16 protein-coding genes and 4 pseudogenes are annotated in these 17,792 nt (G+C 61.0%); 8 read left to right on the forward strand and 12 right to left on the reverse strand.

The window, feature by feature from the left end:
• Window positions 1–3 precede the first annotated feature (3 nt).
• The 4 genes from V1283_RS10950 to V1283_RS10965 form a co-directional block, all read right to left on the reverse strand.
• Entirely contained in the window at window positions 4–660 is a 657-nt protein-coding gene (locus V1283_RS10950) for a hypothetical protein (RefSeq protein WP_334386490.1), read from the reverse strand.
• Window positions 657–1,406: a sigma factor-like helix-turn-helix DNA-binding protein gene (locus V1283_RS10955; protein ID WP_334386491.1), complete on the reverse strand. Its 750-nt coding sequence runs from the start codon at window positions 1,404–1,406 to the stop codon at window positions 657–659. The genes V1283_RS10950 and V1283_RS10955 overlap by 4 nt, the downstream gene beginning before the upstream one ends.
• A gap of 185 nt (window positions 1,407–1,591) precedes the next feature.
• Window positions 1,592–5,146, reverse strand: coding sequence for an ATP-binding protein (locus V1283_RS10960; protein WP_334393027.1), 3,555 nt, complete (start codon window positions 5,144–5,146; stop codon window positions 1,592–1,594).
• Window positions 5,147–5,148: 2 nt separating this feature from the next.
• Complete coding sequence (locus V1283_RS10965; protein WP_334386492.1) at window positions 5,149–6,414, reverse strand: metallophosphoesterase family protein; 1,266 nt, start codon at window positions 6,412–6,414, stop codon at window positions 5,149–5,151.
• A gap of 406 nt (window positions 6,415–6,820) precedes the next feature.
• Between V1283_RS10965 and V1283_RS10970 the strand changes: the two are divergent.
• Window positions 6,821–6,991, forward strand: a pseudogene (locus V1283_RS10970) (Ku protein); the annotation flags it as partial.
• Window positions 6,992–7,056: 65 nt separating this feature from the next.
• Entirely contained in the window at window positions 7,057–8,073 is a 1,017-nt protein-coding gene (locus V1283_RS10975) for a hypothetical protein (RefSeq protein WP_334386494.1), read from the forward strand.
• Window positions 8,074–8,368: 295 nt separating this feature from the next.
• On the opposite strand, the gene V1283_RS10980 is transcribed toward V1283_RS10975, so the two are convergent.
• Both V1283_RS10980 and V1283_RS10985 read right to left on the reverse strand, forming a co-directional pair.
• A complete protein-coding gene (locus V1283_RS10980; protein ID WP_334386496.1) occupies window positions 8,369–8,785 on the reverse strand; it encodes a hypothetical protein in 417 nt (138 codons plus the stop codon).
• Window positions 8,786–8,831: 46 nt separating this feature from the next.
• Window positions 8,832–9,227 (reverse strand): hypothetical protein, encoded by a 396-nt coding sequence (locus V1283_RS10985; RefSeq protein ID WP_334386497.1) that lies wholly within the window; start codon window positions 9,225–9,227, stop codon window positions 8,832–8,834.
• A gap of 144 nt (window positions 9,228–9,371) precedes the next feature.
• Here V1283_RS10985 and ku point away from each other — a divergent pair.
• The 4 genes and pseudogenes from ku to V1283_RS11005 all read left to right on the forward strand — a co-directional run bounded on the left by ku (window position 9,372) and on the right by V1283_RS11005 (window position 11,974).
• Window positions 9,372–10,305 (forward strand): annotated as a pseudogene (gene ku, locus V1283_RS10990) (non-homologous end joining protein Ku).
• A 67-nt stretch (window positions 10,306–10,372) separates the two neighbouring features.
• The gene (locus V1283_RS10995; protein ID WP_334386498.1) at window positions 10,373–10,648 is read left to right on the forward strand and encodes a hypothetical protein; all 276 of its coding nucleotides are present in this window, start codon (window positions 10,373–10,375) and stop codon (window positions 10,646–10,648) included.
• Window positions 10,635–11,312: an HAD family hydrolase gene (locus V1283_RS11000; protein WP_334386499.1), complete on the forward strand. Its 678-nt coding sequence runs from the start codon at window positions 10,635–10,637 to the stop codon at window positions 11,310–11,312. The genes V1283_RS10995 and V1283_RS11000 overlap by 14 nt, the downstream gene beginning before the upstream one ends.
• Window positions 11,313–11,359: 47 nt before the next feature.
• Window positions 11,360–11,974 (forward strand): cell envelope biogenesis protein TolA, encoded by a 615-nt coding sequence (locus V1283_RS11005; RefSeq protein ID WP_334386500.1) that lies wholly within the window; start codon window positions 11,360–11,362, stop codon window positions 11,972–11,974.
• Window positions 11,975–11,999: 25 nt separating this feature from the next.
• On the opposite strand, the gene V1283_RS11010 is transcribed toward V1283_RS11005, so the two are convergent.
• Both V1283_RS11010 and V1283_RS11015 read right to left on the reverse strand, forming a co-directional pair.
• Window positions 12,000–12,263 carry a hypothetical protein gene (locus tag V1283_RS11010; protein ID WP_334386501.1) on the reverse strand — a complete coding sequence of 88 codons (264 nt, stop codon included), beginning with the start codon at window positions 12,261–12,263 and terminating at the stop codon, window positions 12,000–12,002.
• Between the two features lie 328 nt (window positions 12,264–12,591).
• Window positions 12,592–13,029 carry a VOC family protein gene (locus V1283_RS11015; RefSeq protein ID WP_334386502.1) on the reverse strand — a complete coding sequence of 146 codons (438 nt, stop codon included), beginning with the start codon at window positions 13,027–13,029 and terminating at the stop codon, window positions 12,592–12,594.
• A gap of 288 nt (window positions 13,030–13,317) precedes the next feature.
• Here V1283_RS11015 and V1283_RS11020 point away from each other — a divergent pair.
• Window positions 13,318–14,362: pseudogene (locus tag V1283_RS11020) on the forward strand (IS110 family transposase).
• 573 nt (window positions 14,363–14,935) lie between these two features.
• On the opposite strand, the gene dinB reads toward V1283_RS11020, so the two are convergent.
• The 3 genes and pseudogenes from dinB to V1283_RS11035 all read right to left on the reverse strand — a co-directional run bounded on the left by dinB (window position 14,936) and on the right by V1283_RS11035 (window position 17,168).
• Window positions 14,936–16,051 carry a DNA polymerase IV gene (gene dinB / locus V1283_RS11025; RefSeq protein ID WP_334386503.1) on the reverse strand — a complete coding sequence of 372 codons (1,116 nt, stop codon included), beginning with the start codon at window positions 16,049–16,051 and terminating at the stop codon, window positions 14,936–14,938.
• Window positions 16,052–16,126: 75 nt separating this feature from the next.
• A complete protein-coding gene (locus V1283_RS11030; RefSeq protein WP_334386504.1) occupies window positions 16,127–16,306 on the reverse strand; it encodes a hypothetical protein in 180 nt (59 codons plus the stop codon).
• A pseudogene (locus V1283_RS11035) lies at window positions 16,306–17,168 on the reverse strand (ATP-dependent DNA ligase). The gene V1283_RS11030 and the pseudogene V1283_RS11035 overlap by 1 nt, the downstream one beginning before the upstream one ends.
• 108 nt (window positions 17,169–17,276) lie before the next feature.
• On the opposite strand from V1283_RS11035, the gene V1283_RS11040 reads away from it, so the two are divergent.
• The gene (locus V1283_RS11040) at window positions 17,277–17,462 is read left to right on the forward strand and encodes a DUF3606 domain-containing protein (RefSeq protein ID WP_334386505.1); all 186 of its coding nucleotides are present in this window, start codon (window positions 17,277–17,279) and stop codon (window positions 17,460–17,462) included.
• 42 nt (window positions 17,463–17,504) lie between these two features.
• On the opposite strand, the gene V1283_RS11045 is transcribed toward V1283_RS11040, so the two are convergent.
• The gene (locus V1283_RS11045) at window positions 17,505–17,771 is read right to left on the reverse strand and encodes a hypothetical protein (protein WP_334386506.1); all 267 of its coding nucleotides are present in this window, start codon (window positions 17,769–17,771) and stop codon (window positions 17,505–17,507) included.
• Between the last annotated feature and the right edge of the window lie 21 nt (window positions 17,772–17,792).

The following is a 17,792-nucleotide window of genomic DNA, read 5'->3' on the forward strand; positions in this document are numbered from 1 at the left end:
TATCTAGTCCTGAAACGACAGCAACCGGCGTTGCTGTTCTTCGCTTAATCCAGATGTCTTCACCGCTTCTTCGAAGCTTTGTCTTGCCGTTGCAGCGGGCTTTCCTTCCGCTTTGTAAAGTTGGCGGCCGGCTGCGACGGACTCTTGTGGCGCATAGAGGTGCGCAACCATTGCTTCTGTATCCTCATCCATCTCCTGCGCGAGATGCCGGCAATATGCTTTTGGAATCGAAATAGGTTCTATCGTCCTATCCCGCAGCTTCGAAAGGAAGGCGTTGTTGACGTCGAGCTGTGATACGAGCGCACGAAATCCTTGCCGGTCGAGCGCTGCGAAGGGATTTTCCACGGAAGCTGTCGCGGCGCGCGCGGGCGGGGTCGCCGCGCGCGCCTGCCGGCGTTCGAAGAGCTGGTTTTCAAACTGGCTCATGACGCGCGACACCACGTCGCTGATCGCGTCGGCATCGGCGGGGACATCTTCCTCGTCACTCCGGTGCATGAGCGAGTCGATCGCAAGTTCAATGGCGAATTCGGTGAGCGCGTCGGCATACTTCGGGTAGAGGCGCGCGAATTCGTCGAGCAGTTCGGCGTCCGGAACAGCCTTCGCCAGTGACATGGCGTACATGGCGTCTCGCAGGGACGTTTGGGTGGCGGTCATGATCATAGGTCCTCCTTCATAGTCTTGAGCTGCTTGTCGGCGGCAGCGAGGCGGTAGCGAATCGTCCGCTTGTCCACCTTGCAAATCTTTGCGGTCTGTTCCTCGGTGTGCCCGATGATGCGGCGGAGGACGGCCGCCTCCTTTTGGTCGGCGGGCATGCGATCCAGGGCGGCGATAACCTCGGGTAGATAAAGAGCATCTTCTTGCGACGGACCGATGCTCGCCATTCGGGACAACCGCGCCAGCATTTCCTCATCGAATGCGGCCTCGCCCTCGCCGTCGTCGGCTTCGGGCAGATCAGTCAGCTCCTTGCGCTCGGACAGCGCCTTGCGGACATGATCGATCCGAAGGAATCGCAACGCCCGTAGAAATTTGCATTCATAGAAGTCCAGTTCGTCCTCGTGCCCTTCTGTACCGTCTTGTGTGAACACCATCGCGAGATCGCTGAGAATCTCGTGCCGGACCGACTCGGCGTCGCGCATCCGGCTGTCCGGCACCGTGCGCTCGAGATTGGCCTCGGCGCGTTTGAGGAGCTGCGGCATCAGCACCCTCGCGATACGGTCCTCGCCGCGGCGGATGGCATCCCGGAGAAGATGGACGAGACATTCCGACGGCAGGAAATCGCCGGATTGCGGATTCGTCTCGCGCGCGCGCCGGGAAAGGGTGGCCCAATCCTGGGTCAGCGCGATGTCGATCTTCCGTTCGATACCCGGCGGGCGGGCCAGGTTCTTCTTCAACAACGGACGTGCCATATCGCCCCTTTCAGCAGCGGGTTTTACCGGGCGTCCAATTCGTTCGGCCCACCCTTCACTAGGTGATCGAAAAAAAGAGGGGGTACCCGGAAAACTGAACCTGAAAATTTTTGAAGCCAAATTTTGTCAAGCAATATCAATATGTTAGATGGAGTGATAGCATAAACTGTGGGAATCCCGGGCCGTTATGCGGCCTGGGAACGTGGAGGCAGCGGGCTTGCGGCCACCGGCAGCGTAACGCCGCTGATCGGCGCGCCCAAGGCCTTTCGCGCGACCTCCAGCAGGTGCTCGTGGTGGGTGAAGAACAAGACTTGCGTCTTCCTGGCGAGCTCGCCCAAGACGCGGAAGCCGGCTGCCGCGCGCTTGTCGTCGAAGTTGATGAACAGGTCGTCCGCGATGAACGGCATGGGCTCGGCATGGTCGAGATAATCCTCGATCGCGGCGATCCGGAGCGCGAGGTAGAGCTGGTCCGCAGTGCCAGTGCTCATGCCGCCAACCGGGATCTGCCGGCCGTCGTGACGCAGGCCGGCGAGCTGCATGTTGTCGTGTTCGTCGAATTCGAGCTGCAGCGTTTGGAAAGACCCGCAAGTGAGGATAGCGAACAGCTCGCCCGCGCGCTTGAGCATGGGCGCCTGCTTCTCACGCCGATAGCGATCGATCGCCCACTGCAACAATGCGACGGCGGAGCGAAGGCGCACATACTGCTCGGCGATCTCGGTCATCTCGGCAAGCGCCGCCTGCCGATCCGCGGCGTCCCTCGCTGCCCGGTCGTCACCGCCGATGGCCTCGAAGGTCTGGCGCGCGGTGTTGCGGGTCTCGCGCGCTTCCATCAGGCGATTGCGCAATTCCTGCACTTCTTCGGTGACCGTCTGGTCCTTGGCCGCGATGGCGTCGAGGTCGATGCCCGAGCACTCGGTTGCGAGCTCCGCAACCGAAAGGCCATCTCCATCCTGCGTCAGCGCGGTCGTGAGCCGATCAAGCTCGGCGCTGAACTTGCGCATCTCGTCGGAGCGCTGAACTGCAATCCGCAATTCGTCGGTCGATGCGACACCGGCCTTCTGCTGGAGCTGTGTAATGGTTTCGCGTGCTTCGCGGCTCGATTCACGGCAGTCATCGATCTTCTCTTGCAAGCTGGCGATGTCGGAATCCTTCGCGGACCTCAGGCCCCGCACGCGTGCTGCGCCTGCAGCCTCGCGATCGAGTTCCAAGACAGCTTCCTCGGGATCAGTGCCATTCAGGCGCGGTGCGATGGCTTGCGCTAAGGCCACCACGTCGGCCTCGAACGCTTTCACATCGCGCTCGATCTTTTCGATGCGCTCATGCCGCAGTTCGTTGATCCGGACTGCCGCCTCGCGCATGTCATCGATGGCGTTGATCTGCGCTTCGGCCGTCTCAGGCGTCGCCATTGCGGCGAGTTGCAGCGCTTTCAGGGCGGCTTGCCACGCGCTCGTCCACTCCGTCCACTCAGCCTCGGCCTTTTCCAAATCCTTGCGTTTGCGCACAACCACGCCCGTCGCCTTGCGGTGTGCCTCATTGAGGTCGCGGGCCGTCTTGGCAGCGTTTTCGTGCCGGCGCTCCTGCGCCGCCGCGGTCTCGATGATGAGATGGAGCGGCTGGGCAGCAAGAGAAGTTGTGGAAACCCCCAACGTCTCAAGCTCGTCTAAGACCAGACGTTTGCCTTCGTCCTCGCGCTGTTGCCATCCTCCCGTATGCAGCTCAGCCGCCGAGAGCCGCGCGTTCACGTCCAGGATCTCGGACCGCGTGCGCAGCCACTCGATCATCACGTCCGGATCTTGCGGCCTGATGGAGCTGCCCGACCACAGCGCGGACCAGGCGGCATCCAGGGTTGTGCGCTCTTGCGCCAACGCCTGTTCTTCCAGGCCCAAGGATTCCAGCAGGTCGTCCTGCTCGCTGATCTGGCGGCCAATGACCGCAAGCTGCGCGGCAGCGTCGGCGTGCTCGAAGCGCCGATCAGCAGCCGAGTCTGCACCACGCATTGCGGCTTCGAACTCCTGCGCCAACGCATCGGGCGGACCGAAGGCGTCCATCTCGTCTTCGGAAACCGCAACACGTTCTACATGGCGGCGGCGGATGATTGACCAACCGGTGTCACGCCGGCCGCGCAAGCGTTCAAGCTCGTCGGCCGACACGACGTGTTTGTCAGCGATGATGCGTTCATAGGCCCTCTGGTGCCGGACGCGCTCCTGCTCGGCATTGCGGATCCGTTCGCGGCAGGTCCGCTGCCGCTGCTCCAGGCTTCGGCACGCGTCTCGGTGGGCCTCCACCGAAGCCCGCGGGGGAACCGGCGCCGATTCCAGGACGGCAGAATCGGCGACTGCCGGCCGCAGGGCCTTCAGCAAGCGTGTAATTGCGGTCAGCGCCTCCTGCTCCTCGCGCTTCGAGTTGGCGATCTGGCCGGCGATGTCGCCAAGTTCGCGCATGGCCTTGATCACTGTCGCGAGCTTCGAGACATCTGTCACCGGCCCATGGGCCTCGATTTCCGCCCCGATCTCGCCGAGCTTCTCCTCGGCTTCGGTCACGGCGTTCTTCGCATTCTCTACCGCGCCGGATTGCGCCCCGCGGCGGTTGAGCAAAGCGCGAAGGACCGCAACCTTGGCTTTGGCGGGGATGCGCGCGATCAACTGATCGATATCGCCGCTCCATTCGAGCTCGCCGGCGAGGCGATTGAGGGTCGTTTCTGCCGCGGCCAATTCCGCCCGCCGCTTGGGGAGATCGGCCTTCCCGGCGCGGACCTGGATGCGGCGATCACGGAGCTGCGCGATGTCTTCGGCACGTGCCAGCAGGGCTTCGTCGAAGATCAAGGCCGCGCATTCCGCCTCAAGCGCCGCGATTTGCTCGCTCAGGGTCGCGATGCGCGCCGTGGCGGCCGCTTCGTCCTTTGCGGCCTTCTCCAGAATCTTGGAAGCGTCTGCATCAAACGGGATGACCTCGCGGAGCGAGTCGATAGCGCTTTGAGTCTCGGCGCGCTTGCGCACGTCGCGGCAAACCCGGCGGATGCGGTTGAGCTTGAGCAACTCCGCCGATTTGAGCTCGATTTCGCTTTCGATGACGCCATAAGCATCGTTGGCGGTCTCGAACGCGCTCTTGAGTGCCTGCCACTTGGTCGTCGTCACGACATCGTCGCGCATCGAGGCTTCGGCAGCCTTCAGACGTTCCTCTGCCTGGAAATACTTTCGGTGCGCCGCGCGGCGCGAGGCCCAAAGCGCGTCGGCTTCGGCCTCCATGGTCTTGAGCGTCTCGCGCAGGCCCATAATCCCGGCGCTCGCCGAGAACAACATCTGGCCGACATCCTCTTGTGCTTGCAGAATTTCCTTGCCGCCCTGGCGCAGGCGCTCGTGATCGAGGCTGAACATCCGCGTGTAAAATCGGCGATCGGCGCCGGCAAGAAACGGCGCGAGCGCGCCCTCGCCCGAAGGGATGGGCGTGTCATTGTCGCCCAGCAACGTGTCTTTGTTGCCCTTGCGGCGGCGCATCTTAAGCGTATCGCTCCCCTTCTCCAGAAGCGCGCCTACCCGCATGGCGCTGTACTCGTGCAGGAAGTTACGTGAAGAGTTGGCCGGGATGCCGAAGAGCAGGTCTTCGACGCCGTTCATCGCCGTCGACTTTCCGGCTTCATTCTCGCCGAGCAGCATCTGAAAATCCTGCTTGCCGGCCGGCAAAGCGATGATGGCGTCCGTGAAGTGACCGTATCGAAGCAAATCGAGCTGACGGATACGCATGATTACACCTTCTCCGCTGTGAGACGTGCGCTGAGATACGCACCGCCATGGGCGATCAAGCTTGCGATGTTGCCGTCGATGGCGGCTTTGAGCACTGCGTCGTGCGCATCCGAACGGATGTCGTGAGGCAGCTTGCGGACGAGATCGCCAAGATCCGTCGCGAGCCGCGCCTGCAGCTCGGCGTCGCTGCCAGCGCTCTCGATGATGCGCTGAAGGTCGCCCAGCGCGTCCTTGCGTGCGGCTGCGGTTTCGGGGCCCGCAGTTGCAACGACGAGGCGCTCGATCCACGCGACCTCCTCGCCCAAGCCCAGAGCTGCGGCCTTCGCCTCAGCAAGGAGATGATCTGCTGACGCGAGCAGTTCGCCGTGCAGTTCGGTCTGCCCGGTCAGTTCGATTCTGCAGGCGAGCAGACGCCCTTGCGCGTCGCGCTCGACGGCTTCTTCGATGGCCTGCCGAACACGATCGACGGCGTCGGCGACAGCGCTGCACTGTTCCACCGGAACCGGCAAATGGATCCAGCGCACGCAATCAACATGGAGCGGCGAAATCTCCCCGATCTGGCCGTCCTCGACCGTAACCAGCGAAGCGCCTTTCGGGCCGCTTTCCCGGATGTGGCGGCCCTGCAGATTGCCGCAGAACACGACATGGGGCCGCTCGTGGAGGACTGCGGCTTGGTGCACATGCGCGAGCGCCCAATAGTCGTAGCCCTTGTTGATCAGGTCTTCGATGGCGCATGGCGCATAGTTCGCGTGTCCCGGCATGCCGCCCAAGCCGGTGTGCAAGACACCGATGTTGAAGCAACCGGCAACCGGCGGCGGATAGGCGGGAACCAGATTGTCCGTGATGTCGCGCTGCCGGAAGCTCTGGCCGTGCAGGGCTACATTGAGATGTTGAAGGCGGAAGGTTTCGGCCTTGCGCGCCGAAAACACGCTGACATTGGTCGGCAGCGTGAGCTTGCGGGTGATCTGGCTTTCGGCGTCGTGATTGCCATGAAGCAGGAAGACGGGGATCTTAGCCTGTGCCAACCGGCCCATCTGTTTTACGAAGAAGAGGCCGGTTTGGTAGTCGCGCCAATCGCCGTCATAGAGATCGCCGGCGATGATGACGAAATTGACCTCGTCCTCGATCGCCTGGCTGATAAGGTTCTCGAACGCCGTTCGCGTAGCGGTCCGAATCCGTCCGGCTGCCGCGTCTTGCTGTCCGGAAAGTCCTTTCAGGGGGCTGTCGAGATGAATGTCGCCGGTGTGGATAAAGCGAAATGATTGCAAGACAGAAATCCTCCAATTCGATCCAAGCAGTGACGGCAGAGTCATCTGCTTCTGCAGCTGATCTCTCACTGGGTGATCGGAAATCAGAGGGGGGACCCGGAAAGCCAGACTCAGCTATTTTTTATTGATAACCGACTTCGAACATAGAGTGAACGATCTAGTGGCGTCAAAGCCCCGATTCCCCAATATCTTGTGGGCAGGCAAGCAGCCTTGAGACCACGTTTTTGGCGGCATTTCCGGCGGCGAAGGATGAACAGCCGTTCGAACCGGTGGGACGTCAAACCGGCCCTCCCGAACGTCTCGACCCCGAGCTGTTCTGAATCGGAGTTTTGCATATGGCGCCTGCGCGCCAGTTGAGAGGGTTTTCTGGGTCTGTCGCTCGTCCGTGATCTGCGAGACCATCTGAAGCGTGGATATAGTGGCGATCGGCCGCGTGGTGTTGACCAACCGGGAGCACATCGTCGCACTTGAGCCGATGGAAAATGGGCCTCGCAGGCACGCTGCTGCGTATCCCTACAAAGTCCGCTCGGAAGCCGACTATTTCGATGTGATCCAGGACGTTATGGTTTCGAAGGATACACGAGTCAGGCTCACCGGAGCACTTCCGTTGATGACGGTCTTAATCGATTATATCGTACCGTCATGAAGGTGCTGGAATTAACGGATAGAGCAGTTTTAGAGAGCAGTATTGCTTCGAAAAGATGCTTTGCCTGCGGCGGTCCATCGAGCGGCGGCAGCGGCGAGCATGTAATCCCTAAGTGGCTTCAGAATGAATGCAGTCTGTTCGATGAGCGGCTGACGCTGCTGAACGGAACCCACATTCCATACCGAAGTCTGACTGTGCCATGCTGCATTGACTGCAATACTGGATTCTTGTCGACCATTGAGGGCGCCGTTCAGCCGCTCTTTCGCCGTGGCCATGTGGTGCGCAGTGAGGAGAGGCTTGCGTTGGCCCGTTGGCTTTCCAAGATCCTGTTAGGCATATTGATCAAAGAAACGAGTCTCTTGTTCGACCGTTCACTGCCGGATCGCGGGTTAATCGTCGATCCGGGACTTATCGACGAGCTTCGCCACTGTCACTTCGTATTGCAGAGTGCGCGAAAGGCCACCTCGTTCACCTGTCTTCACGGTGAGTTTCCCTTCTCGTTTTATTCTTACAAAGTGCCAGAATACAGGAAAGGTCATGAGTTCGATCTGTCGACAAACGTCGCAGGACAATCAGTTGCAATCAGAGTGGGTCAACTGGGTGCCATATTCATAAATGACGGCGGCTTCCAAATGCATGTTGGCTCAAAAGGACCTTTTGAGCTGTCAGGTGCGGAGTTGTCGGAAATTCAGTTCAGGGAAATTTCGGCGCGCGTGCACTACAAGGCGGCTCTCAGGGACGCGACGCATTTCTATCTGACGTTTGAGAATGAGGACGTAATCCAAGTAGAGCAACTACATGTAAAATCGTTTTCGGGATTGCTGCCCGGGAGTGACGAGTTGCGGATCTTCCGCGATTGGAATGAAACCGAGCTGAGTCATGCCATGTCGGCATATATGCGAGTAGACCGGTCGATGATTTTCGACGAAGAGTCTCAGACGTGCCGAACAACGCTCTCACTGCCGCCCCGATCTGATCGCGGAGGTCAGCGCCCAGATGATCGCAGCAGTTAAGCCTGCGCCTACTCTTTCGAGTATCGTTCAAGAAATCCCCGATCGGAGGACCTAGACTCGTCGGAGCGCGCTCGTAACAAGCGCGCCGAACTCTGTCTTTCATGGGTCTGTCGTCAAAGGTGGTGCGCGCGAGCTTCGTCCGTTTGAAAGCGCGTCAATAATCTCGGCTTCTCGGTCCAGAGGGAGAAACTTCGCGACCGCTGTAACGAGCGTCGATTCTTGTTTACACGCGCCTACCAAGAGAGGCACGATAAGGGCCCGTCGTTTTGGCAGGACGCTCAGTGCCTGTGCAGTTTCAACGACACGATCCTGCCGTGCGCAGGCCCCGATAGCCAACGCAACGGCCACGGATACACCTTCGTTTCGCTTGGTAACTTGCTGGACGGTCAAGCGCGCCGCCGTGTCTTCCTCCACTTTGTCGGCGGCTGCAAAAAGCGCCCATGCGGCGGCGGTAGATATTTTTATGTTCTCCATTCACGGCCTGGTCGATGGTGGGCGACGGATCGATCGGTTCGCCGTCGCTCCACATCCGCTCGTTCCAGCTTTCGCAAAGCAGCCTGTCAGCTTGCTGGATCATCGCCTCGCCCTTGGCCCGCATCTCCGCCGATGGGGCGGCAAGAATGTTGGCCATCGCGCGTGCCTTGCCGAGCTCGTTCGCCAGAGCCTTGCGATCGCCGCCCGACAGGGGCGTAGGGTGATACTTCGGAGCCATCCGGACATCCAAGCGCAAAGAGATCGGATCGGCGATCCGGAGCGGGTTACGGCGTCTCGAACGCCGGCCAGCACCCGTCTTCTTCATGCCTGCCAGTGCGCTGCTGGCAGGTGTTGTCGAGCAGCCGCTGCGCCACGTCCTTCCAGACCGCGTTGCGGCCATATAATCGGACTGCATCGGCGGTCTGGATTCCCACGGTCCGCTCGCAGCGACGGCAGGAGATGCGCAGCACGTGGCGCTGAATTTCCGACAGACGTCGCTGTCGCAGCTGGGTCCCGGTCGCGCCGGCGCGAGGGCCTTTAAGTACCGATTCCCAGTATCCAGCCGGGAGGGGCGCGTCGGGAGCCGCAGCGGAGGGGCCCGGCCGAAGGGCGGCTTCAGCGGCCAGTTTTTCCATCTGCTTTTGGGTCGGCATGCGCCAGCTCGCGGGTCGATCGGTCATCCTGAATTAGAACATAAAGAGAACAAAAGTCGAGTCCGCTCAAGCTCGCTCGTGAAAAAATCGTCCTGTTGGAAGGGTCGCGATGTCGGAACCAAGCCGGGCCATTCGTCTTGAATCCGGCATCAGTAATGGAGTTCCCCCGCCATGGTCCCCCGCGCGAACTGGAAAGGCTTCCTGCGTCTTTCCCTCGTCACCTGTTCGGTCGCGCTCTATCCGGCCACGTCGGAATCCGAAAAGGTCTCGTTCAACCAGCTCAACCGGAAGACCGGCCACCGGATCAAGTACGCCAAGGTAGACGCGGATACCGGCGAGGAGGTCGCCAACGAGGACATCGTCAAGGGCTACAAGGTCGACACCGACACCGTCATCGAGGTGACGAAGGAGGAACTCGAGAACGTCGCGCTGGAATCGACGCGAACCATCGAGATCGACGAGTTCGTCGACCGCAGCGAGATCGACCCGAGGTATCTGATCCGTCCCTACTACTTGGTGCCCGACGGGAAAGTTGGCCACGACGCCTTTGCCGTCATCCGCGAAACCATCCGTGAGATGAACAAGGTCGCCATCGGACGGGTGGTGCTGACCAACCGTGAGCACATCATCGCCCTCGAGCCCATGGACAAAGGCCTGATGGGAACGCTGCTGCGCTATCCTTACGAGGTGCGTTCTGCGAACGAGTATTTCGACGATATTCAGGGACGTCAAAGTCACCAAGGACATGCTCGATCTTGCCAGGCACATCGTCAATCAGAAGGCAGGTCATTTCGAGCCGGACAAGTTCGAAGACCAGTACGAAACCGCCCTCATCGATCTCATCAACCAGAAGCGCGCTGGTAAGCCGATCACCGCGAAGGAGCGGCCGCGCGGTGAGAACGTGGTCGACCTGATGGACGCGCTGCGCAAAAGCATTGGAGGAGGCGCGGCAGCCGCGACAGAAGCGCCGAAGAAGTCAGCTAAGAAGCCGCGCAAGGCGGCGGCCGGGCAGAAGGAAATGCTTATGCCGATCGCTGGCAAGAAGCCAGCGAAGGAGGCCGCGTCGAAGAAGCCGGCGGCCAAACCTCAGCGAAAGTCGGCTTGAGCGTATCGTGAAGCATCCGGTGACGCCGGACGGCCGCTAATTCGTCGTCCGCGGTAGGCTCTGGCGGATGGCGAAACCCAGTCTCGACGAGGTCAAGCGAGCCGATCTCGTCGGCCGGCTGATGACGGCCCGGCGGGCGGTACGCGACGCCAAGAAAGCGGCCGATCCGGAGGCCGAAGCAACGGCGCATAGGGCCGTGGACGAGGTCAAGCAGGCGCTCGGCGAGCGCGGTCCGGTGTGGTGGGACGACGGCTCACCGGATCTCAACCGGCACATGGTGAAGAACACGCTTTATGCCGACTGGTATGCGAAACTAGCTCGCTCCGACCATGGAGGACTGTGAGTTGCCAAAAGCCGCTATCTTCGATCTGGACGGCACGCTTCTGGACTCGGTGGATCTCCACGCGCTGGCATGGCAGGAAGCCATGCTCAAGTTCGGCCACGATGTGAGTTTCGAACAGGTGAGAGGCCAGATCGGCAAGGGGGGAGACAAGCTCATTCCCGTCTTCCTGTCCGCTGACGAACAGCGAGACCACGGCAATGAATTGGAAGAGTGGCGCGGCAATCGTTTCAAGACCGAATATCTGCCGCTTGTGCGTCCCTTCTCGGCGGTGCCGGACCTGCTGCGACGCGTTCGCGACGCTGGACTTCGGATCGCGGTTGCTTCCTCGGCCAAGGAGGATGAAGTCGATGAGTACCTCAACATCGCGGGCATTACTCACCTGGTGGACCTGACGACTTCTTCCGACGACGCCGAGGAATCGAAGCCGGCTCCGGACATCTTTGAGATCGTTCTCAAAAAGCTCAAGGTCGACGGCGCCGATGCCATCGCGATCGGTGATACGCCCTACGATGCCGAAGCAGCGGGAAGGGCTGGCATCGCGACCATCGGCGTGCTTTGCGGCGGGTTCACCGAGAGCTCGCTGAGGCAAGGCGGATGTGTTGAGATATATCCCGGCCCGGCTGGGCTGTGCGCTCGCTTTGGGAACTCCCTGCTTGCAAGGTAGACGGAACGACGGATCGTACGGTCGCGTCGGTGGGCAGGGTGCGTGTCATGGCGAGAAAACTGAAGACCTACCAGACTTCGCTGGGCTTCTACGATCTAGCCATGGCAGCTCCCTCCATGAAAGCGGCTCTGGAAGCGTGGGGCGCAGACAGCAACCTCTTCCATCAGGGCGTGGCAAAGGAGTGCCACGATCCGGACGTCATCGCCGCGACCATGGCAAAGCCCGGCGTCGTTCTCAGGCGCCCGGTCGGATCCGACGGGTCTTTCAACGAACATGCCGAGCTGCCCACCAATCTTGGCGGCGGCGGCCCAACAAAAGCCGCCCGCAAGTCGAAAGGCCCTAACGCGAAGAAGCCTCCCTCTCGCCCCCTCGATAAGGCTGCGGAGCGAAAGGCCGCTTTCGACTACGAACGGGAACAGAGGCGCCGCGATCTTGAACGGGCGAGGGAAGAGGCCGCCAGGCAGAAGGAGCGTGAACGCCGTCAGCAGGCGGTCGACAAGGCGCAGGCTGCGTTGGACAAGGCCGAGCAGGAGCACGCGAAGCGGGCCGCCGCCATCCAGGCCGAGGTCGAGGCCCTCGAGAAGAGATCGCAAACGGAAGATGCCCGCTGGCGTAAGGAGAAGGATCGATTGGAAGCTGCGCTGCGGCGCGCGCGGGGTTAGTTAGCGGTAACCGCGGCACTTGCCCTTAGTTAGGGGGGCATTCTGGGCAGGTATCGCCGATCGATTCTAGAACCTCGCGGACCTCCACCGCGGCTTCATCAGGGGAGACACCTGGTGGCAGATCTTGGCGAGCAATATCGAAGGCCCGTTCCCGCGCATGCGGATCGGCGCGATCCTGCATCCAACCGTGCTCCTCGCACTCGCGGATGGCGCCTGCTTCCTGGAGCACGTGGATTGCCCATCCGCGAAGCGTTCGTGTTGTCGGCCTTCGATCACTGGTCATCGGCATTGAGATAACTCCGAATACAATGAATCCGATGGCCCGTCGTCCGTTCCGGCTGCTAACACAAGGCTGAGATTCCCAGTCAGCAAAGGACGAAGGTTTTCCCCTTCTAAGACCGCTGTGAAAAATGCCAGCCCATTCTCGTGGGGTCCCCTGCACCAAGTTCGATTAGGCTGCTGACGGCGGCTTTCGCGGGCGACCCGGCCCGGGGTTGACGACCCAATCATGCTTAGCGAGAACGCGGCCGACCGTGGAAGGATGGACCTCGAACGGGCGGGTCGGCCTCGGACGTGCTCGCATTGGTCACTCTTCGCCGTCTGTCTTCGTATTGCGCTCAGCTGAGTTCTTGGGCGAGTCCAATGAGAAGCCCTTCAGGCCCACGGATGTAGCAGAGCCGATACGCGTCTTTATACTGGACTACTTCGCCTACGAGCTGCGCGCCGCGCGTGCGGAGCCTTTCAAGCGTCTCGTCGATGTCGTCCACGGCGAACATGACGCGGAGGTAGCCCAGGGCGTTGACCGAGGCGTTCCGGTGATCTGCGACGACAGGCGGCGTGAGGAAGCGGGAGAGCTCGAGCCGGCTGTGGCCGTCCGGTGTGCGCATCATGGCAATCTCGACACGCTGATCGCCCAGTCCAGTGACACGTCCGGCCCATTCGCCTTCGATCGTGGCCCGTCCCTCGAGCTCGAGGCCGAGCTCGCGAAAGAAATCAATCGTCCCTCCGAGGTCTTCGACGACGATTCCTACGTTGTCCATCCGCTTGAGCGCCATGTTTCCAATCTCCAGGGTGTCGTTCCAATCTACAACGTGTCGCCTAGTCTAGAGGGACGCTTGAGGTGCCCCCAACACCGGCGGATTCGCTACTGTCCACATCAGAAGCTTGAATCATGGACCGCCTCAAACCGCCGCCCCGTTTTCAAACGGTCTGTTAGGTCTTTCACTGCGTCGGCGCGTGCGGCAAGCGCCGCACCGGGCTCTCGTGTTGGGGTGGACGGCCCCCTTCCGCCGGTCTGCGTGGCAAGATGGGGTCGTCGATGACCTCAAACGAAGGAGCCGCCCGTGGAAACGATCGTTCGCATCGGTTTGGACACGTCAAAGAGCGTATTTCAGTTGCATGGCGTTGACGAGAACGAGCAGCCGGTTTTGCGGCGCAAGTTGAGGCGCGGCCAGGTTCTGGCGTTCTTTAGTCGTTTGCCGCCTGCGCTTGTCGCGCTGGAAGCTTGCGGAGCATCGCACTATTGGGCGCGGGAGCTGCGATCACTCGGGCATGAGGTGGCGATGATCCCGCCGCAATATGTCAAGCCGTATGTGCAGCGCGGGAAATCCGACGCTGCGGATGCAGAGGCGATTTGCGAGGCGGCGAGTCGGCCGAAACTGCGCAAGAACTTTGTGCCGATAAAAAGTCCCGAGCAGCAGGGCGCACAGATGCTGACGCGCGTGCGCACCCAGTTCATCGGTAGGCGCACCCAGCTCGCCAATTCGATCCGCGGATACGCCGCAGAGTTCGGCTTCACCGCGCCCAGGGGGCTTTCGCGGCTTCAGCAATTGCTGGTCGATATTCGGGCTGATGCGACAGTCCCCGATTTGGCGATGGAGTTGGTGGAAGCATTGGCGACAGAACTGGCGCGCGTCGATGGTCAAGATCGCCAAACTCGACAAGAAGCTCATGCAGCTGCACCGGAGTAACGAGATGAGCCGACGACTGGCGACTATTCCGGGGGTGGGTCCGATCGGCGCGACGCTGCTGTCAATCAAGGTCGTGGATGCACGCGGGTTCAAGTCGGCAAGAAACTTTGCCGCTTGGCTTGGCCTGACGCCAAAGAATCACTCGACGGCCGGAAAGAATCGGCTCGGCGTGATCACCCGCGCCGGCGACGGCATGTTACGAGCCGTTTTGGTGGCTGGCGCGACCGCTGTGATCGCAGATATGCGACGACGCGGGAGTCGCTCTTGGCCCTGGCTGAAAGACATGATCGCGCGCAAGCCGCCGAAGCTGGTGGCCATAGCGTTGGCAAACAAGCTGGCACGGATCGCCTGGAAACTGATGGTCAGCGGCGGGCTGTATCGGCCTGTTAGCGCCATGCCGATGCCGACGCCGGCATAGACTCGAACGAAATGCAGAGCTTGGCGCCAGTCCGGCAGGTTTGACGCTGAGGCCGGAACTTGCAGGATAGGAAGAGGTGGTACGTTCGGCGCGAGCCGGTCATGTGAGGTGCTCCGATCGGTTTACCGGCAGCGAATGCCGCTCTCGTGTTTGGATCTCACTGTCCGCGAAGCCCATCTTGGCCAGTGGTCGCAAGACCCGAAAACAGGCCGGACATATGAGCGCAAGCGATCCGAGCATGCTGCCCGAGCCAATCCTTGCAAGTCGGGGGCCGTCCACATATGAACCGAGCCCCAAGAGGGTCTCGGCCTGGCGGCTTCGATCCTCGCGCTCATTTTGAGTTGCTCGCCGGAGGCACTCGCGAGAAGGGCCCGCCGCTTTGCGGCGTCGCTATCACTGCCCGTCGCGCGGGTGCCTTGTTAACCGGTCTCGCAACTGCACTCGCTGTCAGGGCCCGCCGTTCCGGCGTCGTTATCACTGCCCCGAAAGCGGGTGCCATCTTCGCACCTCCGCTGCGCTTCGGCCGGTCCATTGCCCGATCCGATGAGGGACAACAAGTTCGAGCCGAAGAAGTCATCCCTGAACGTCAGATTCATCGAACATGAGCGGTAATTGATCATCCGGTTCGGAGTCGGCAAACCCTGAAACGGAGATGCCGATCAGCCTTATCGCCTTCGTTGGCGGCATCAACTGCTTCAGAAGGTCGAGAGCCACGCCGGAGAGATTGTCCGCACTGTCGATGATAGCCACGGACCTGCTGCGGGTGATCAACTCGAAATCGGAAAACTTGATCTTGAGCGTTGCGGTTCGGCCCCGCGCCCCAGTGGTTTCGCAGTGACGCCAAACCTTCTCGATCAGCGGCTGCAATTCCGCCGCCAACGCTTCATAGTCCAGCAAGTCCAGCGAAAACGTTGTCTCGGCGCCGACGGATTTTCGAACCCGGTTCGGCCGGACAGGACGATCGTCAATGCCGCGCGAAATCGAGTAATAGTACGCCCCAGCTTTCCCGAAATTGGCGGTCATGAACTCAAGCGTCTGGTTACGCATATCCATGCCGGTGAAGATCCCGAAACCATTCATCTTGGCGCTCGTCGCCGGGCCGATCCCGTGAAATTTACCAACGGCCAGATCCTGAACGAAGCTCGGACCCATCTTCGGCGTGATCACGAACTGTCCGTTCGGCTTGCGCTGGTCTGAGGCAAGCTTGGCCAGGAATTTGTTGTAGGAGATGCCTGCAGATGCGGTCAGTCCAGTCTCACTAAGGATTTTCGCCCTGATCAGGGTGGCGATCTCTGTTGCGATCGGGATGCCTTGGATGTTCTCGGTGACGTCCAGGTAGGCCTCATCAAGCGACAATGGCTCGATGATTTCCGTGTGCTCCGCGAAGATCGTGCGGATGTGGCGAGAGATGTCCTTGTAGACCTCAAAGCGCGGCTTCACAAAGATCAACTCCGGGCATTGCCGCTTGGCCGTCACCGACGGCATCGCCGACCGAACTCCGAACTTGCGCGCCTCATAGCTCGCAGCGGCGACGACGCCGCGCTCCTTGGACCCGCCCACGGCGACCGGCTTGCCGCGCAAGTCCGGATTATCCCGCTGCTCGACCGATGCATAGAAGGCATCCATGTCGATATGGATTATCTTGCGGTCTCGCACTTCGACAATGTTCTGATCCTGATCCGACGCCATGTCCAAGGTATACTGCGAATCCGCGGCCCTGGGTCCTTGCTCTCGAAGCACGACAGGGGAAATCACAAGCGGATCTTAGCCCGATGGTGGCGATCGAGGATGTGCCGCCCCGGCTGCCGCGGCGTTGACCTTTGCGCGATCTCGCCGGTCTTCTGGCGAGAGCGTCATGACAGCGTGATGGAGCTCGGCCGGGAAGGTCAGGAGGCTTTCCGGAGACTTCTCCGCCCACTGCCAGAAGCCGTCGTAGGCATCCATCACAGGTCCTCCCGTAGACCCCGGAAGAAGGGATGGCGGACTTTTCCCTCCGCCGACTTCGCACGGTACTCGATCTCCGCGAGCAACTTAGGTTCGACCCAGATGCCCCTGTGTGCAATACGCTTGGTGTAAGGCTGCGTCTTCCGGATCAACGGCTTTAACCTCTTCTGCAGATCCTCGCCTTTGCGCCGGCCGACATAGATACCATCCCTTTCCCTCATCGAGCGCGAAACCCGCAATGGTCAACGTCTCGCGCTGAACACAAGTCTTCTTCACCCAGTCGCTTGTACGCCCCTGCGGATAGGGACCATCTCGCACCTTCGAGACGACACCTTCCAGCCCGAGCTTGCAGGCGTGGGCGATCATCTCTCGGCCTTCGATCTCGAAACTTTCGCTGAACTGGATGTTGGTGCCATCGACGATTTTCTTGAGCTCGGCCTTTCTCTGGAATAACGGCAGTCCGAAGATCGCGGTCATTCAGGTAGAGCAGATCGAATGCGACCAGCACGATCTTTCTGGAGTTGTCCTTCAGTTCGTTCTGCAGCACCGAGAAATCGGTGGTGCCATCGGCGGCGGGGACGACGATCTCGCCGTCGACGATGGCCGAGCTCGCCTTGATCCGCCAGGCATCGTGGGCGACCTTCTTGAAGCGATGCGTCCAGTCGTGACCCCGCCTGGTAAAGAGCCTGGCAGCCTCGTTAGCCAGATGGACCTGAACGCGGTAGCCGTCGAACTTGACCTCGTGAATCCATCGCCTCCCGGACGGCACCTTCTCGATCGAAGTCGCCAAGGCCGGCTCGATAAAGCCAGGCAGCGGGGCCTTGACGCCAATCGCCGCCGGTTTTCGACGCTCAAACGCCAATTGCTTACTCCACGCAACAGCTGATTCAAACTGACACAGTTGGAATCGTTCCGGAACCCATGAATCCTTTGCTGCGTTGCTACCTTATCTTTCCATCAGGAGGAGCCAATGGCGACAGCGAAGAAGAAGACAGCGCGCGGGCGCAAACAAGACCGGGCCCGGGTGGCAGGCCGGCAGAACTACGAGGTGAACTACGAGTCCAAGAAGACGGGACGGTCAGCGTCAGCGGTCAAAAAGGCTGTCAAGAAGGTTGGCAATAGCCGCAAGCGGGTCGAAAAGCGGCTCGGACGCTAGGCCAAGCACCGCGGCCGGCGCCGATCTCCTGGCGTCGGTTCTCTAGCAGTCCGGCGGGCATTCGGGGCAGGTGTCGCCAATCGAGGCTAATACGTCCTCGATTTCCGTGACCGCTTCGGCCTGAGAGAGCCCGCCCGGCGGATCCCGGCGGGCTATGTCGAAGGCCCGCTCGCGGGCATGCGGGTCGGCGCGATCTTGCATCCAGCCGTGCTCGTCGCACTCGCGGATGGCGCCCGCCTCCTGCAGTACCGAGATCGCCCAGCCGCGCAACGTCCGGATCCCAGATCGGCGCTCTTTCGTCATCAGCATTGGGCGTTCTCCTGCTGGGGT

Origin of the sequence: Bradyrhizobium sp. AZCC 2262 (assembly GCF_036924535.1) — a bacterium.
In the GTDB taxonomy this organism is placed as follows: domain Bacteria; phylum Pseudomonadota; class Alphaproteobacteria; order Rhizobiales; family Xanthobacteraceae; genus Bradyrhizobium.

Bases quoted from the DNA above. Each gene is read 5' to 3' on its own strand.
- V1283_RS11005 (WP_334386500.1), top strand. From the start codon at position 11,360: ATGGCGAGAAAACTGAAGACCTACCAGACTTCGCTGGGCTTCTACGAT.
- V1283_RS11045 (WP_334386506.1), bottom strand. From the start codon at position 17,771: ATGCTGATGACGAAAGAGCGCCGATCTGGGATCCGGACGTTGCGCGGC.
- V1283_RS10960 (WP_334393027.1), bottom strand. From the start codon at position 5,146: ATGCGTATCCGTCAGCTCGATTTGCTTCGATACGGTCACTTCACGGAC.
- V1283_RS11030 (WP_334386504.1), bottom strand. From the start codon at position 16,306: ATGGATGCCTACGACGGCTTCTGGCAGTGGGCGGAGAAGTCTCCGGAA.
- V1283_RS10980 (WP_334386496.1), bottom strand. From the start codon at position 8,785: ATGGCTCCGAAGTATCACCCTACGCCCCTGTCGGGCGGCGATCGCAAG.
- V1283_RS10995 (WP_334386498.1), top strand. From the start codon at position 10,373: ATGGCGAAACCCAGTCTCGACGAGGTCAAGCGAGCCGATCTCGTCGGC.
- V1283_RS11015 (WP_334386502.1), bottom strand. From the start codon at position 13,029: ATGGCGCTCAAGCGGATGGACAACGTAGGAATCGTCGTCGAAGACCTC.
- V1283_RS10955 (WP_334386491.1), bottom strand. From the start codon at position 1,406: ATGGCACGTCCGTTGTTGAAGAAGAACCTGGCCCGCCCGCCGGGTATC.
- V1283_RS10985 (WP_334386497.1), bottom strand. From the start codon at position 9,227: ATGACCGATCGACCCGCGAGCTGGCGCATGCCGACCCAAAAGCAGATG.
- dinB (WP_334386503.1), bottom strand. From the start codon at position 16,051: ATGGCGTCGGATCAGGATCAGAACATTGTCGAAGTGCGAGACCGCAAG.
- V1283_RS11000 (WP_334386499.1), top strand. From the start codon at position 10,635: ATGGAGGACTGTGAGTTGCCAAAAGCCGCTATCTTCGATCTGGACGGC.
- V1283_RS11040 (WP_334386505.1), top strand. From the start codon at position 17,277: ATGGCGACAGCGAAGAAGAAGACAGCGCGCGGGCGCAAACAAGACCGG.
- V1283_RS10950 (WP_334386490.1), bottom strand. From the start codon at position 660: ATGATCATGACCGCCACCCAAACGTCCCTGCGAGACGCCATGTACGCC.
- V1283_RS11010 (WP_334386501.1), bottom strand. From the start codon at position 12,263: ATGCCGATGACCAGTGATCGAAGGCCGACAACACGAACGCTTCGCGGA.
- V1283_RS10975 (WP_334386494.1), top strand. From the start codon at position 7,057: ATGAAGGTGCTGGAATTAACGGATAGAGCAGTTTTAGAGAGCAGTATT.